The organism is Burkholderia seminalis (assembly GCF_001718535.1).
Taxonomy (GTDB): domain Bacteria; phylum Pseudomonadota; class Gammaproteobacteria; order Burkholderiales; family Burkholderiaceae; genus Burkholderia; species Burkholderia seminalis.
In genome coordinates this window covers 353251-368159 of sequence record NZ_CP013398.1, presented here as the reverse complement: position 1 = coordinate 368159, position 14909 = coordinate 353251, and the positions used below count along the sequence as shown (strand labels likewise).

14 protein-coding genes are annotated in these 14909 nt (G+C 68.3%); 2 read left to right on the top strand and 12 right to left on the bottom strand.

Features of this window, described 5'->3' with window-relative positions:
• Window positions 1-71: 71 nt before the first annotated feature.
• The 8 genes from ugpB to WJ12_RS01625 all read right to left on the bottom strand — a co-directional run bounded on the left by ugpB (window position 72) and on the right by WJ12_RS01625 (window position 8431).
• Complete coding sequence (ugpB, locus tag WJ12_RS01660; protein WP_034189841.1) at window positions 72-1406, bottom strand: sn-glycerol-3-phosphate ABC transporter substrate-binding protein UgpB; 1335 nt, start codon at window positions 1404-1406, stop codon at window positions 72-74.
• A gap of 90 nt (window positions 1407-1496) precedes the next feature.
• Window positions 1497-2705, bottom strand: a complete 1209-nt coding sequence (locus tag WJ12_RS01655; protein ID WP_034189842.1) for a deoxyguanosinetriphosphate triphosphohydrolase — start codon at window positions 2703-2705, stop codon at window positions 1497-1499.
• Between the two features lie 41 nt (window positions 2706-2746).
• The gene (gene aroB / locus WJ12_RS01650; protein WP_059557070.1) at window positions 2747-3826 is read right to left on the bottom strand and encodes a 3-dehydroquinate synthase; all 1080 of its coding nucleotides are present in this window, start codon (window positions 3824-3826) and stop codon (window positions 2747-2749) included.
• The gene (gene aroK / locus WJ12_RS01645) at window positions 3823-4377 is read right to left on the bottom strand and encodes a shikimate kinase AroK (protein ID WP_034189844.1); all 555 of its coding nucleotides are present in this window, start codon (window positions 4375-4377) and stop codon (window positions 3823-3825) included. The genes aroB and aroK overlap by 4 nt, the downstream gene beginning before the upstream one ends.
• A gap of 40 nt (window positions 4378-4417) precedes the next feature.
• Window positions 4418-6055, bottom strand: coding sequence for a type IV pilus secretin PilQ (pilQ, locus tag WJ12_RS01640; RefSeq protein ID WP_059557069.1), 1638 nt, complete (start codon window positions 6053-6055; stop codon window positions 4418-4420).
• Window positions 6052-6906: a hypothetical protein gene (locus tag WJ12_RS01635; protein WP_059557068.1), complete on the bottom strand. Its 855-nt coding sequence runs from the start codon at window positions 6904-6906 to the stop codon at window positions 6052-6054. The genes pilQ and WJ12_RS01635 overlap by 4 nt, the downstream gene beginning before the upstream one ends.
• On the bottom strand, window positions 6903-7511 hold the full coding sequence (locus WJ12_RS01630; protein ID WP_069245530.1) for a fimbrial protein: 609 nt from the start codon (window positions 7509-7511) through the stop codon (window positions 6903-6905). Before WJ12_RS01630 ends, WJ12_RS01635 begins: the two co-directional genes overlap by 4 nt.
• The gene (locus WJ12_RS01625; protein WP_034189848.1) at window positions 7508-8431 is read right to left on the bottom strand and encodes a type IV pilus biogenesis protein PilM; all 924 of its coding nucleotides are present in this window, start codon (window positions 8429-8431) and stop codon (window positions 7508-7510) included. Before WJ12_RS01625 ends, WJ12_RS01630 begins: the two co-directional genes overlap by 4 nt.
• Before the next feature lie 226 nt (window positions 8432-8657).
• Here WJ12_RS01625 and WJ12_RS01620 point away from each other — a divergent pair, with 226 nt between their 5' ends.
• A complete protein-coding gene (locus WJ12_RS01620; RefSeq protein ID WP_034189849.1) occupies window positions 8658-11048 on the top strand; it encodes a penicillin-binding protein 1A in 2391 nt (796 codons plus the stop codon).
• A gap of 82 nt (window positions 11049-11130) precedes the next feature.
• Here WJ12_RS01620 and cyaY read toward each other — a convergent pair whose 3' ends face one another.
• Window positions 11131-11457, bottom strand: coding sequence for an iron donor protein CyaY (gene cyaY / locus WJ12_RS01615; RefSeq protein ID WP_034189850.1), 327 nt, complete (start codon window positions 11455-11457; stop codon window positions 11131-11133).
• Between the two features lie 36 nt (window positions 11458-11493).
• Between cyaY and lptM the strand changes: the two genes are divergently transcribed.
• Entirely contained in the window at window positions 11494-11772 is a 279-nt protein-coding gene (lptM, locus tag WJ12_RS01610; protein ID WP_034189851.1) for an LPS translocon maturation chaperone LptM, read from the top strand.
• An 80-nt stretch (window positions 11773-11852) separates the two neighbouring features.
• Here lptM and msrQ read toward each other — a convergent pair whose 3' ends face one another.
• The 3 genes from msrQ to ccsB all read right to left on the bottom strand — a co-directional run bounded on the left by msrQ (window position 11853) and on the right by ccsB (window position 14905).
• On the bottom strand, window positions 11853-12539 hold the full coding sequence (gene msrQ, locus WJ12_RS01605; protein WP_034189852.1) for a protein-methionine-sulfoxide reductase heme-binding subunit MsrQ: 687 nt from the start codon (window positions 12537-12539) through the stop codon (window positions 11853-11855).
• Window positions 12540-12559: 20 nt separating this feature from the next.
• On the bottom strand, window positions 12560-13555 hold the full coding sequence (gene msrP / locus WJ12_RS01600; protein ID WP_034189863.1) for a protein-methionine-sulfoxide reductase catalytic subunit MsrP: 996 nt from the start codon (window positions 13553-13555) through the stop codon (window positions 12560-12562).
• Between the two features lie 159 nt (window positions 13556-13714).
• On the bottom strand, window positions 13715-14905 hold the full coding sequence (gene ccsB, locus WJ12_RS01595) for a c-type cytochrome biogenesis protein CcsB (protein WP_049035624.1): 1191 nt from the start codon (window positions 14903-14905) through the stop codon (window positions 13715-13717).
• Between the last annotated feature and the right edge of the window lie 4 nt (window positions 14906-14909).

The following is a 14909-nucleotide window of genomic DNA, read 5'->3' as shown; positions in this document are numbered from 1 at the left end:
GAAAGGAAACCGCGCCGCCGGACGACACGCGCTCATGCGCGGGGCCGCCGGCGGCACGACGCGATGCGTGCTCAGCCGCCCGACTTCTCGAAGCGGCGCAGCAGCTCGTCGCCACGCGAAGCGGCCGAATCGAGCGCGTCCTTCGGCGACTTCTTCTGCGCCCAGACCTGTTCGAACTCCTCGTCGACCACCGTGCGGATCTGCGGCATGTTGCCCAGGCGCAGCCCCTTCGTGTACGGCAGCGGCGGCTTGTTCAGCATCTGCTTGATCGCGGTTTCGGCGCTCGGGTTCTTCGCGTAGAAGCCCTGTTCGCGCGTCAGGTCGTAGGCCGCCTTGGTGACGGGCAGGTAGCCCGTGTCCTGATGCCACTTCGCGGCGACCGCCGGCGAAGCGAGGTACGCGAGGAATTTCGCGACGCCCTTGTAGGTCGCCGGATCCTTGCCGGCCAGCACCCACAGGCTCGCGCCGCCGATGATCGCGTTCTGCGGTGCACCCTTCACGTTCGCGTCGTACGGCATCATGCCGGTGCCGTAGCTGAACTTCGCGAACTTCTGCACGTTCGCGAGCGCGCCCGACGACGTCGTCATGATCCCGCAATCGCCGCTGTAGAACTTCGCCGACGCTTCATCCTTGCGGCCCGCGTACGTGAACGTGCCGTCCTTCGCCATCTGCTGCAGGAACGCGACGTGCGCGATCTGCTGCGGCTTGTTGAATTCGAGCACGGCGTCGGTGCCGTCGAAGCCGTTGTTGCGGCTCGCGAACGGCAGCCCGTGCCACGCGCTGTAGTTCTCGAGCTGGATCCAGCCCTGCCAGCCGGTCGTGAAGCCGCACGCCATCCCCGACTTGCGCAGCTTCTCGGCATCGGCCTGCACGTCGGCCCACGTCTTCGGCGGCTGGTTCGGATCGAGGCCGGCCTTCTTGAACGCGTCCTTGTTGTAGTAAAGCACCGGCGTCGAGCTGTTGAACGGCATCGATACGAGATGGCCCGTCTTCGCGTCGCTGTAATAGCTCGCGATGGTCGGCACGAACGCCTTTTCGTCGAGCGGCACGCCGGCCTGCTTGAACACGTCGTAGACCGGCACGACGGCCTTCTTCGCCTGCATCATCGTGGCCGTGCCGACTTCGTAGACCTGGAGGATCGCCGGCGCATTGCCGCTGCGATACGCGGCGATGCCGGCCGCGAGCGCCTGGTCGTAGGTGCCCTTGAAGACCGGCACGATCTTGTAGTCGCTTTGCGACGCATTGAACTGGTCGGCGATCGCATTGACCCGCTCGCCGAGCGCGGCCTCCATCGCATGCCAGAACTGAATTTCAGTCGCGGCGAGCGCCACGTGCTGCACCCCGAACATCAGCGCGCCGCCGAGCGCGATCGAACGAACCAGTGTCCCCGCAGGCTTCTTCTTCATCGACCTCTCTCCTATGAAAACGTTACCAACAGCGTGTGCAACATTCCCGTCGCCATTGAACCGGCGAAGTCTAGTGATCGTTTGTGACAGTCAGTTGTCGTTGATGACGAACAGGCGCTGATATTCCTTCAGCGCGAAGCGGTCGGTCATGCCGGCGATGTAGTGCGCGACGAGGCGGGGCTGATGTGCCGCGTCGTCGGACTGGTACGGCGGCGGCAGCAGGCGCGGATCGTCGATGAATGCGTCGAACAGCCCCGTGACGACGCGCTGCGCCTTGCTCGCCATGCGCATCACCTTGTAGTGGCGGTACAGGTTCTTGAAGAGGAAGCGCTTGAGCGCGGCTGCCTGAGCGGCGACCGTCGCGCTGTGCGACACGAGCGGCGGCGCGGCGCGCACGTCGTCGAGCGACGCGGGCGCGACGCGCACGAGGTTGCGCGTCGTTTCGTCGATCAGGTCGACGATCAGCGTGTTGATGATGCGGCGCACCGTCTCGTGCACGAGCCGGCGGCCTTCGAGGTGCGGGAATTCGGCGAGCGCCGCCTCGTAGTGACGCTGCCACAGCTCGACTTCCGCAAGCTGCTCGATCGTGATCAGGCCGGAACGCAGGCCGTCGTCGACGTCGTGGTTGTTGTATGCGATTTCGTCGGCGATGTTCGCGAGCTGCGCTTCGAGCGACGGCTGGCGGCCGTGCAGGAAACGTTCGCCGAGCGCGCCGAGCTTGCGCGCATGCTCGCGCGAGCAATGCTTCAGGATGCCTTCGCGCGTCTCGAAGCACAGGTTCAGCCCGTTGAATGCGCCGTAGTGCTCCTCCAGCTCGTCGACGACCGCGAGGCTCTGCAGGTTGTGCTCGAAGCCGCCGTGGTCGCGCATGCATGCATTCAGCGCGTCCTGGCCGGCATGGCCGAACGGCGTGTGGCCGAGATCGTGCGCGAGCGAGATCGCTTCGACGAGATCCTCGTTCAGGCGCAGGTTGCGGGCAACCGAGCGGGCGATCTGCGCGACTTCGAGGCTGTGCGTGAGGCGGGTGCGGAACAGGTCGCCTTCGTGATTCACGAAGACCTGCGTCTTGTATTCGAGCCGGCGGAACGCGGTCGAATGGACGATGCGGTCGCGATCGCGCTGGAATTCGGTGCGCGCCGCCGGCGGGGTTTCCGGATGGCGGCGGCCGCGCGATTGCGACGCGTGCGCGGCATACGGAGCGAGATGGGCTTCCAGCGCCGCCAGCGTCGGCGGCTCGGCCACCGGCGCAGCGGATGCGCGGCCGGCTTCGGGCAAGGTGCTGCTGGATGTCTCGCTCACGTCTCCTCCATGTCAGGGGCGCCGGGGCATCCGGGCCACCGTTATCGGGTCGTCTGCGCCAGTGTAGCGAACACGGCTTCGTCTGGCGCCTCCGTGATCAGCGTATCGCCGAATCGCTTCAGCAGGATGAACTTGATCGCGCCGGCCTCCGCCTTCTTGTCGACGCGCATCAGGTCCATGTAGCGCGCGTCGCCGAGCGCGGGCCCGCGCGTCGGCAGATGCGCGGCCGCGATCACCGCGTCGAGGCGCTGCCGCGACGCTTCGTCGAGCAGGCCGAGCCGTGCCGACAGGTCGCCGGCCATCACCATCCCGCAGCCGACCGCCTCGCCGTGCAGCCACTCGCCGTAGCCGAGCCCGGCCTCGATCGCATGGCCGAACGTGTGGCCGAAATTCAGGATCGCGCGCAGACCGCCTTCGCGCTCGTCGGCCGCGACCACGCTCGCCTTGATCTCGCACGAACGCTTCACGGCATGCGCGAGCGCAGCCGGCTCGCGACGGTTCAGCGCGTCGACGTTCGCCTCGATCCAGTCGAAGAACGCCGCGTCGGCGATCGCGCCGGTCTTAATGATCTCGGCAACGCCGGCCGCCAGTTCGCGATCGGGCAGCGTCGTCAGCGCGCCGATGTCCGCGATCACGGCCTGCGGCTGGTAGAACGCGCCGACCATGTTCTTGCCGAGCGGGTGGTTGATGCCCGTCTTGCCGCCGACCGACGAATCGACCTGCGACAGCAATGTGGTCGGCACCTGGATGAACGGCACGCCGCGCATGTAGCACGCGGCGGCAAAGCCCGTCATGTCGCCGATCACGCCGCCGCCGAGCGCGACGAGCGTCGTCTTGCGATCGGCGCGATCCGTCAGCAGGCCGTCGAAGATCAGGTTCAGCGTTTCCCAGTTCTTGTACGCCTCGCCGTCCGGCAGCAGGACCGTCGATACGCGCTTGCCGAGCGGCGCGAGCGCCGCGCGCAGCGCGTCGCCGTAGAGCGGATCGACCGTCGTGTTCGTGACGATCGTGACGGACGAACCCTTGATGTGAGGCGCGAACAGCTCGGTGCGGCCGATCAGGCCGGCACCAATGTGAATCGGATAGGCTCGGTCGCCCAGATCGACGTTGACAGTAATCATGCTTGTAGCGGCTTGGCGATGACGCCGGCCAGTTCGAGTTGCATCAGCACCATGTTGACGAGACCGTTGACCGACGGACGGCCGGTCTCGATGACGAAATCCGCGCATTCGCGGTACAGCGGGTCGCGTACTTCGTACAGCGCCTCGAGACGCCCCTTCGGATCGTCGGTCTGCAGCAGCGGGCGGTTCTTGTCCTTGCGCGTGCGCAGCCACAAATCGTGCGGATTGGCGCGCAGGTAGACGACGATGCCGTTGCTTTTGAGGCAGTCGCGATTTTCCGGGCGCAACACCGCGCCGCCGCCCGTCGCGAGCACGATGTTCTCGCGCTGGGTGAGATCGGCGATCACCTGCGTTTCGCGATCGCGAAATCCGGCCTCGCCCTCCAGCTCGAAGATCACCGGAATGCGCGCGCCCGTGCGTGCCTCGATTTCGTGGTCGGAGTCGAAGAACGTCCTGTCGAGACGACGCGCGACCGCACGGCCCACGGTGGTCTTACCCGCTCCCATAAGGCCGACGAAAAATACGTTTGCATGTGGGTCCCGCGCTTGCAACGGCTTCCTCTGCTTCAATCTTGCTGGTGTGTGGCGCAGCTTACTGGCAAAGCGGCTGCCTTGTCGAGCCTGCGCCGACGCCTTCTGGCCCCGTTTTATCGGGATCCGCATCGCCCGCGTCGCGCCCATCGCAACGCGCATCGACGACGGTCGGCGTGATGAACACGACCAGTTCGTTGCGCTGGTCGCGCTGCGCGCGATGCCGGAAAAGCGCGCCCAGAAACGGTATTTTGCCCAAGAGCGGCACGCGCGTCACATCGTTCCGGTTCAGTTGTTCATAGATGCCGCCGATCGCGACCGTCCCGCCATTCTCGACCTCGACACGCGTCCGCACATGCTTCGTATGGATGGCCGGGCCGGCCGCCGTCGGCTCGCCGACGCTGTCCTTCGTCACATCGAGATCCAGCACCACGCGCCCGTCCGGCGTGATCTGCGGCTCGACCTCCAGCTTGAGCGTCGCACGGCGGAACTGCACGCCGCTCACGCCATTGCCCACCTTCGCCTGGTACGGCAGCTCCGAACCCTGCTCGACGATGGCCTTGACGCGGTCGGCCGTCACCACGCGCGGCCGCGAGACGATCTGGCCCCGCCCCTGCGCCTCCAGCGCGCTCAGCTCGACGTCGAGGACACGGCTGAGCGGCGCGGCGAACAGCGTGAAGCCGGCGGTCGCCGCGTCGAAGCCGCCGAGCGGCCGCGCGGCGAGGTCGAGCGCGTTGCGCGCGTCGGCCGTGAACGTGGCGCTCTCGCCCCCCGACGGACGCCCCTGCGCCCGCAGCGCGACGCGTGCACCGAGGTTGCGCGAGAAGCCCTGCTCGCCCTCGACGATGCGGGCCTCGATCCGGACCTGCCGCGACGGCCGGTCGATCGCGTCGATCAGGCTCGCGATCTGCGCGAGGCGCGGCGCGAGATCGGTGACGAACAGCAGGTTCGTGCGCGGATCGGCCGCCGCGGCGCCGCGTTTCGACAGCAGGCGCTGGCCGGTCGCGCCGGCCAGCAGCCGCTGCACGTCCTGCGCGCGCGGGTAGTGCAGCGCGAACGTGCGGCTCGCGAGCGGCTCCAGATCGGCGGCCCGCGCATGCATTTCGAAGCGCTCGCGCTCCCGGGCGGCCAGCTCGGCCGCCGGCGTGACCCAGATCACGTTGCCGCGCCGGGACATCGCGAGCCCGTGGGTGTCGAGCAGCGTGTCGAACGCATCGCGCCAGCGCACATTATTCAGACGTAACGTGACGGTGCCTCGCACCTGCTCGCCGACGACGATATTGAGCCCCGTGAACCGCGCGAATGCGTCGAACGCGGCCGCGAGCCCGGCGCCCTGCAGATTCAGCGAGATTCGTCGCGCGTCGTCCGCATCGTCGGGTTGCCGCGCAGCGGCGTCGCTCATCCGGGCCGGCGGCGCCAACGGAATCGGCGGCCCCTCCAGTTGCGGCGCCGGTGGAGCGGGCTCCGCCTGAAGCACCGCGCGAGCAGCCTGGCCGGACGGCGGCGGGCCGGCTTCCTCGGGAGCCGCGCTGTCCGCGCCGTCCACGCTCCCGTGCGGCAGCGGCAGACCCGGCGCCGGCGCCGGCGCCTCCACCGACGCGGCGGGCCAGACTGCCGGCAGCGGCGGCAACGACGCGCCCGCACCGGCCGCCGTCAATCCGGCCCAGACGGCGAGTACCCGACAGCCGTGCTTCATCATGGCCGCCCTCCGTCGTCCAGGACGACCCGGTGCGCGCCGTCCGCCGTCGCGAGCATCACCGCCGCGGGCTCGACGCGCACCACGCGCACTGCCCCCAGCGCTTCGCCGGGCGCCACGGCGGTGAACACGCCGTCTCCGTCGTCGAACAACGCGAGACCGGCACGCGCGTCGCGAATCGTGCCGGCGAGGCGGACCGCCCTCCCGTCGGCTTCCCCGCCGAACGGATCGGCGTCGAGCGCAGCGGCCTGAAGCGGCATCGTGCCGCGTGCGGACGATGCCGCCGGCAGCGCCGGATACACGTCGACAGACATGTCCACCCGTGTCGACTGCATGCCTCGCTCGACACGCAGCGCCGACGGCACCGCCAGCACCGGAAAGCGCGCCAGCCCGCCGACCATCGTCGACAGCGCGCGAAAGCCGCCGTCGGCAACGATACGCACGGTGCGCCGGCCATCCCGCGCCGCGCCGTCGGTGGGCTGCGGCTCGATCGATACGCCGTGCAGCCCGCTCGACGCGGCGAGATCGGCCAATTCCAGCATCAGCGCCGCCCATTCCGGCGCGCCCGGCGCGCGGTCGCCATGCGTCGGCGGCAAACGGGTCTCGTGCCTGGGCTCCGCGGCCCCGAGTACGCGCTGCGCGTCGACCACACGCCCCTGCGCGGTGGCGAGCAACGCGCGACTCTGCGCGAGCCCGCTCCAGTCGGCCGCATTCGCCAGATGAATGCCGCCCGCCAGCACGGCCACGAACGTCAGCACGCAGCCGGCGGCATGCAGGGCCCCCGGCGAGACCCGCCGCATGCCGCCTGGCCACGCATCGCCACGCGGCGCAGGCCAATGCGTGATCGCCGTCATGCGCCGTCTCCCGTCGAGGTCCGCGACGGCATCGCGTCGTGCCAGCGCAATTGAACCGAAAACCGCAGCGGCAACCCGGCCAGGGGGACCGGCGCGCTCGACACGGGTTTCAATGCATCCACGTCGATCCGCCAGTCGCGCTGCTCGCGCGCCATCCCGGCAAGCCATCGCGCGGCTGCCCGATAGCTCGTGGCACGCACCTCGAGCACGGCCCCGGCCGGCGTCGTGCGCAGCGTGTCGAGCCGGACGCCGTCGTCGCGCACCCGCGCCAGTGTCGCCAGCAGCCCCGCGGCGCGCTCGTACGGTGCGGCAAGCGCGGCGACCTGTGCATCGCGCCGCGCGATGACTGCCGCCGCATCGGCGGCGCGCGTCGCGGCATACACCCGCGGCTGCAACTGCCGCAGCCGCGTCTCCACGCCTATGCGCGCGGCGTCCGCGCGCCACCGCATCCAGGTGGCCGCGCCCGTCCACAGTGCGGCGCCGAGCACGCCGAGCAGGATCGCCGCCCCGCACTGCACAGCCCGGCGACGCCGCAACGCGTGCGCCCGCCGCTCGCGGTACGGCAGCAGGTTGAAGCCGCCGAGTGCCGCCTGGTCGGCCATCATTCCCACACCCCGCGCAACGCCAGCCCGAATGCAACGGCGAATGCCGGGCCGCCCGGCATGCCGCCGGGCGCGCATGGCTGCCCGTCCCAGCCCGTGCAGTCGAACGGCACCACCGCCGAGCCAAGCACGTCGCCAATCTCCGCGACGGACGTATCGAAGCACGCGATGCTTCGCTCGTCCCCGGCGACGAACACACGGCGCACGGCGCCGAGCGCGCACCGGCGCAGCGCATCGGGAAGCGCCTCCGGAGGGAGGCCGGACAGCGTGAGCACCGGAACTGCCAGCGGCCCTTCGATTCGCCAGCCTCGCACCTCCGAGTCGCGGAACCAGAGCGCGGCGTACGAACCCTGCGCGTCGAGTTCGAACTGAGCGGCATAGCGCAACGCGCGCAGCATCGCGGCCGACTCGCCGTCGACCGCGGTCAGGTCGATACCGGCCTGGGCGGCCACGTCGATCCGCCGCTCCAGCAGCGCCAGCGGGGCCACGGCCACCGCGATTTCACCGGATCGCGCGCCGCCGTGCTGCCGCCAGTCGAACGCGAAACTGTCCGGCGCCAGCCCCGAGATGCGCTCGGCCGCCTGCCGCGCGGCGTCCGGGATGTCGTGACGCCCGGCCAGGTCGAGCGTCGCGGTACGTATCTCGTCATCGCGCAACGCCATCACGCCGCGCGTGTCGCACCGCACGTCGGCCGCCGACAGCCGCGCGACGGCTGCCGCCAGCGCCCGCGCGACCGCGGCCCAGCGCGCGTCTTCCGGCCCGCCGCACAATCCGACAGGCTCCCGCTCGAGCCCCTCGACCCGCACGTCCGCGCCCCGGCCGCGCCGGCTCAGCACGACCACCCTCAGCTCGTCCGCGCCGATGTCGATCCCCGTCGACCGGTGCTTGCCCTGCGCCAACCGCGCTACCCATCGTCCCGCCATCCCAGCCTCCCGAAATCGTCGCGGCCCACGCCACGTTGCCGAGACCTGATTCTGCAAAGCGGCTTGCAGGGCCGACAGTCGGCCAAACGGCCAGCAGCGGCCGGCGGCGGCCGTGCGCGGGTCATACTGGCGGCCCGCCGACCCGCGGCTTGCCGGCGGGCGCCCCCCGCGCCAGGACCGGTGTTACCGGGCAGCTATAATCGCGGGACTGTTTTCCGGTGTGCCTATGCAATCCACGACTCCTACGTCCCCGCCTCCCGCCCCGGAGCCGAAGAAGAAGCGGCCCTGGTGGCAAAAAGTCCTGCTCGGCTTCGCCGCGATGTGCGTGGCCGCCGTCGTGGCCGGCGGCCTCGTGCTCGGCTATGCCCTCGTCATCGCCTGGCCCAACATGCCGTCGCTCGACGCGCTGACGGACTATCGCCCGAAGGTGCCGCTGCGCATCTATACGTCCGATCACGTGCTGATCGGCGAATTCGGCGAGGAGCGCCGCGACGTCGTGCATTTCAAGGACGTGCCCGACTCGCTGAAGAAGGCGATCCTCGCGATCGAGGACGCGCGCTTCTACGATCACGGCGGCGTCGACCTCACCGGCATCATCCGCGCCGGCTTCGTCGCGCTGACGAACGGCCACGCGTCGCAGGGCGCGAGCACGATCACGATGCAGGTCGCCCGCAACTTCTTCCTGTCGAGCGAGAAGACCTACACGCGCAAGATCTACGAGATGCTGCTCGCGTACCGGATCGAGCGCGCGCTGACGAAGGACCAGATTCTCGAGGTCTACATGAATCAGATCTATCTCGGCCAGCGCGCGTACGGCTTCGCGAGCGCCGCGCGGGTCTATTTCGGCAAGGACCTGAAGGACATCAGCCTCGCGGAAGCCGCGATGCTGGCGGGGCTGCCGAAGGCGCCGTCCGCGTACAACCCGGTCGTCAATCCGAAACGCGCGAAGGTGCGCCAGGAATACATCCTGCAGCGGATGCTCGAGCTGAACTTCATCACGCGCGAGCAGTACGACGAAGCCGTCGCGCAACCGCTCGTCGTCAAGGGCCCGGGACGCGATTTCAGCGTGCACGCCGAGTACGTCGCGGAAATGGTCAGACAGATGATGTACGCGCAGTACCGCGAGGAAACCTACACACGCGGCTTCAACGTCGTCACGACGATCGATTCCGCGGACCAGCAGGTCGCGTACACCGCGCTGCGCAAGGGCATCATGGATTACGAACGCCGCCACGGCTATCGCGGGCCGGAAGGCTTCATCGAGCTGCCCGCCGGTGCCGACGACCGCGAACAGGCGATCGACGACGCGCTGCTCGAACATCCCGACAACGGCGAGCTGATTGCCGCGGTCGTCACGGCCGCGAGCCCGCGCCAGATCACGGTGGCATTCATCGACGGCAGCACGGCGACGGTCGAGGGCGACAACCTGCGCTTCGCGTCGGGCGCGCTGTCGGCCAACGCGCAGCCGAACCGCCGCATCCGCCCCGGCGCGATCGTGCGCGTCGTGAAGAACGACACCGGCAAGTGGTCGATCACGCAATTGCCGCAGGTCGAAGGCGCGTTCCTGTCGATCGTCCCGCAGGATGGCGCGATCCGCTCGCTCGTCGGCGGCTTCGACTACAACAAGAACAAGTTCAACCACGTCACGCAGGCGTGGCGGCAACCGGGTTCGTCGTTCAAGCCGTTCATCTACTCGGCGTCCCTCGACAAGGGCCTCGGGCCGGCCACCGTGATCAACGACGGCCCCCTGTATTTCAGTGCCGCGGAAACGGGCGGCCAGCCGTGGGAGCCGAAGAACTACGGCGGCGGCTTCGAGGGCCCGATGTCGATGCGCACCGCGCTGCAGCGCTCGCGCAACCTCGTGTCGATCCGGATCCTGAACCACATCGGCACGAAGTACGCGCAGCAGTACATCACGCGCTTCGGCTTCGACGCCGAGCGCCATCCGGCCTACCTGCCGATGGCACTCGGCGCCGGCCAGGTCACGCCGCTGCAGATGGCCGGCGCGTACTCGGTGTTCGCGAACGGCGGCTACCGCGTCAATCCTTACCTGATCGCCGAAGTCACCGATCCGAACGGCGCGATCGTCGCCCGCGCGCAACCGCTCGTCGCCGAGCAGAACGCGCCGCGCGCGATCGACGCGCGCAACGCGTACGTGATGAACAGCCTGCTTCAGAGCGTCGCGCAGCGCGGCACGGGCGCACGGACCAACATCCTGAAGCGCACCGACCTCGCGGGCAAGACCGGCACGACGAACGATTCGCACGACGCGTGGTTCGCCGGCTACCAGCACACGCTCGCCGCGATCGCGTGGATCGGCTACGACAACCCGCGCAGCCTCGGCGATCGCGAAACGGGCGGCGGCCTGTCGCTGCCGGTCTGGATCGACTACATGGGCGCGGCGCTGAAGGGCGTGCCCGAGTTCAAGCCGACGATGCCCGACGGTGTCGAATCGCTCGGCAGCGAGCTGTACTTCACCGAATTCACGCCGGGTCACGGCTTCGTGTCGACGGTCGGCGTACCGCAGGCACCGGCCGCGCAGGGCGTCGACGAAGCGGTCCCGCACGTCGACGAACAGGAAAAGCAGGACATCATGAACCTGTTCCGCGGCCACTGACACACGGCCCGGACATGAAAAAAGCGCCCCGCGGGGCGCTTTTTCTTTGGCGGCAACGCTCGGGCTCCGGCGCCCCGGCACGTCACAGGCTGAACGTGATCGGCAAGCCGGCCTGCTGGGTCGCGTATTCGGAGAGCGCCGAGAAGAACTCGGTGCCCGTGCGCGTATCGCGCCATTGACCGTCGACGAAACGGTAGTGGAATCCGCCCGCCTTCGCGGCGATCCACACTTCCTTCATCGGCGGCTGCAGGTTGACGATGATCTTCGAGCCGTTCTCGAACGTCAGCGTCAGGACGCTGCCGTTACGCTCCAGATCGATGTCGTGGTCGCCGTCGTTCGCGGCGTCGACGGTACGCTCGACGGCCATCAGCACGGCCTCGGCACGGGTCAGGTATTCGGTATCGGACATGCTAAACTCTATCGGTTCAATTGTTCAGGGACGATCATGCGAGTCGTTTTCCGGATGAGCGCGATTGTAGCGGCTTTGGCGATTCTTGCCGGCTGCGGTCAAAGCGGCGCGCTCTATCTGCCCACCGTGCCTCCGATGCCCAAGCCGCTCCAGCAGCAGGATACGCCGCCGTCGGACGTGAAACCGACCGATGAAAACGCGTCGTCCGACGACACACCCGACACGTCGGGCTCGCCGCTCACGCTGTCGCCCGAGCTGTCGAGCGGCGCATCGACCATGCCCGCGCCGGCATCGAGCCCGGCCGCCGCGAAGTAACGACGCGAGGCCGCCCGCGCGGCCGGCGAAACGAGGCGATGACTTCCAGTCATCGCCTTTTGTTTTTCCAGGCCGCGCCGTCACGCACGCACGCGCCGCCATCCCCATGCGATCAGCCGCCAGCCGAGCAGCACGGCGACGATGGCCGCATAGAGCTTCGGCTGCGCGAGATTGTGCTTGCCGGCCCGCATCCACCAGAAGTGCAGCACGCCGAACAGCGCGATCGCGTAGATCGTGCGATGCAGCGTCGCCCAGTGGCGGCCGAGCCGGCGCACCATCGCGCGCGTCGATGTCGCGGCGAGCGGGATCAGCAGCACGAACGCGGCAAAGCCGACCGTGATGAACGGACGCTTGCCGACGTCCTTCAGGATCGCGACGACGTCGAACCACTTGTCGAACCACAGGTAGGTCGTGAAGTGCAGCGTCGCGTAGAAGAACGCGAACAGCCCGATCATCCGGCGAAAACGCAGCAGCGCGGCGAACCCCGTCATGCGCCGCAGCGGCGTGACGGCGAGCGTGATGCACAACAAGACGAGCGTCCAGAGGCCCGTCGAACGCGTGATGAATTCGATCGGATTCGCGCCGAGCCGGTCGGTCAGCCCGAACAGCACGAGACGCGCAAGCGGATAGAGGCCGGCCGCGAACACCAGCACCTTGGCCGGCACGAGCCAGCGCGGCGCGGCGGGTCGGACCGCACCGTTTCGCGCCGCGCGCGCGGCCGGCCCGGCGCCCGCGGCACGCGCGGGCGTGAGCGTCGGAGGAGGCATGTCGTTTCTCACGGTCGCGTTCAGAAGTTCTTCTTCAGGTCCATGCCCTGATACATCGACGCGACGAGATCGCCGTAGCCGTTGAACATCAGCGTCTTGCGCTTCGGCGTGAAGAAGCCGTCCTCGCCGATGCGCCGCTCGGTCGCCTGGCTCCAGCGCGGATGATCGACGTTCGGATTCACGTTCGAATAAAAGCCGTACTCGTTCGACGCGTAGGTGTTCCAGCTCGTCTTCGGCTGCTTGTCGACGAAGCGGATCTTCACGAGCGACTTCGCGCTCTTGAAGCCGTACTTCCAAGGCACGACGATCCGCACCGGCGCGCCGTTCTGGTTCGGCAGCACCTGCCCGTAGACGCCCATCGTCAGCAGCGTCAGCGGGTTCATCGCCTCGTCCATCCGCAGCCCTTCCGAATACGGCCAGTCGAGGACGGGCGTCGACAGACCGGGCATCTGCGACGGATCGGCCAGCGTGATGAACTGCACGTATTTCGCGTTGCCGGTCGGCTGCACGCGCTTGATCAGCTCGGACAGCGGCACACCGATCCACGGAATCACCATCGACCATCCCTCGACGCAGCGCAGCCGGTACACGCGCTCCTCGAGCGGCGCGAGCTTCATCAGTTCGTCGAGATCGAACACCTTCGGGTGCAGCACCTCGCCCTCGACGCTCACACGCCACGGGCGCGGCCGCAACGTGCCGGCGTTCTGCGCCGGGTCGCTCTTGTCGGTGCCGAACTCGTAGAAGTTGTTGTAGGACGTGATGTCCTTGAACGGCGTCACCTTGTCGGCGGCGACGAACTTCGGATTCGTTTTTGCCGCGAGCTTCGTCGCCCGCGCGTCGGGCGACGCATACGCGGCGAATGCCGCGCCGCTGCCGCCGAGCAGCCCGCCCGCCGCCGCGAGGCCGGCCGCCTGCAATACGCGCCGCCGGTTCTCGAATACCGCGCGCGGCGTGACCTCGCTGGACGAAATATCACCGCCGGTCAGTACGTTCCGCAAAGGGCGTTTGATCCACATCGTGCTGTTCCTCCTGCATGCGCGGCGCGCATGCTTCATGAGCGTTCGACCCGGCCCGTCGTGCGCCGTTCGACGCCCGGTTCGCCCGCCCGTTACAAAACAAAACCGCCGGGCACGCAGTGCACCGGCGGTTCGATAGTCGGACGAGCGGCGGAAATCTTACAACTTGCCGTAGCTGTGCAGCCCCGACAGGAACATGTTGACGCCGAGGAACGCAAACGTCGTGACCAGCAGGCCGGTGAGCGCCCACCATGCAGCGACCGCGCCGCGCAGGCCCTTCATCAGCCGCATGTGCAGCCACGCCGCGTAGTTCAGCCATACGATCAGCGCCCAGGTTTCCTTCGGGTCCCAGCTCCAGTAGCCGCCCCATGCCTCGGCTGCCCACAGCGCGCCGAGGATCGTCGCGATCGTGAAGAACGCGAAACCGACCGCGATCGACTTGTACATCACGTCGTCGAGCACTTCGAGCGTCGGCAGGCGATCGGCGAGCACGCCGCGCTCCTTCATCAGGTACGCGACCGACACCATCGCCGACAGCGCGAAGCTGCCGTAGCCGATGAAGTTCGCCGGCACGTGGATCTTCATCCACCAGCTCTGCAGCGCCGGCACGAGCGGCTGGATCTGCTGCGCATCGCGCGCGACCGAGTACCACATCAGGAAGCCGACCGCCGCGCTGATCACCAGCAGCACGAACGCGCCGAGCGAACGCGTGCCGTAGTGGCCTTCGTAATACAGGTACAGCAATGCGGTAATCAGGCTGAACAGCACGAACACTTCATAGAGGTTCGAAACCGGGATGTGGCCGACGTCCGAGCCGATCAGGTAGGACTCGTACCAGCGCACCATCAGCCCCGTGAAGCCCATCAGCACGGCGACCCACGTGAGCTTCTGGCCGATCGCGGCGCCCGTTTCCGAGCGCGCGAGCAGGCCGATCCAGTAGAAGATCGTCGCGAGCACGAACAGCGCGCTCATCCACAGGATCGCCGACTGGCTCGACAGGAAGTACTTGAGGAAGAACGCCGAATCGGCGCGCGCGAGATCGCCCTGGTAGATCTGGATCGACAGCAGCGACAGCACGGCGATCGACGCCATCATCAGCCGCGCGGGCTTCCAGCGCCAGCCGAGCGCGACGAGCGCCGGCACGGTGCCGATCATCACCGCCTTGTCGTAGTAATCCATGTGCGCGTTGTAGTGCACGAGCGCATAGCCCGCGCCCGCCACGAGCGCCAGAGCGAACAGCCAGTCGAACAGCGACAGGCGCGCGAGGAAAGGACGGTCGTCGAACAGCGGCGACGAAACCGGCGCCTGGGCCGACGCCGCACGGGAAGAGGAAACTTGCGTGAGATCCATGATG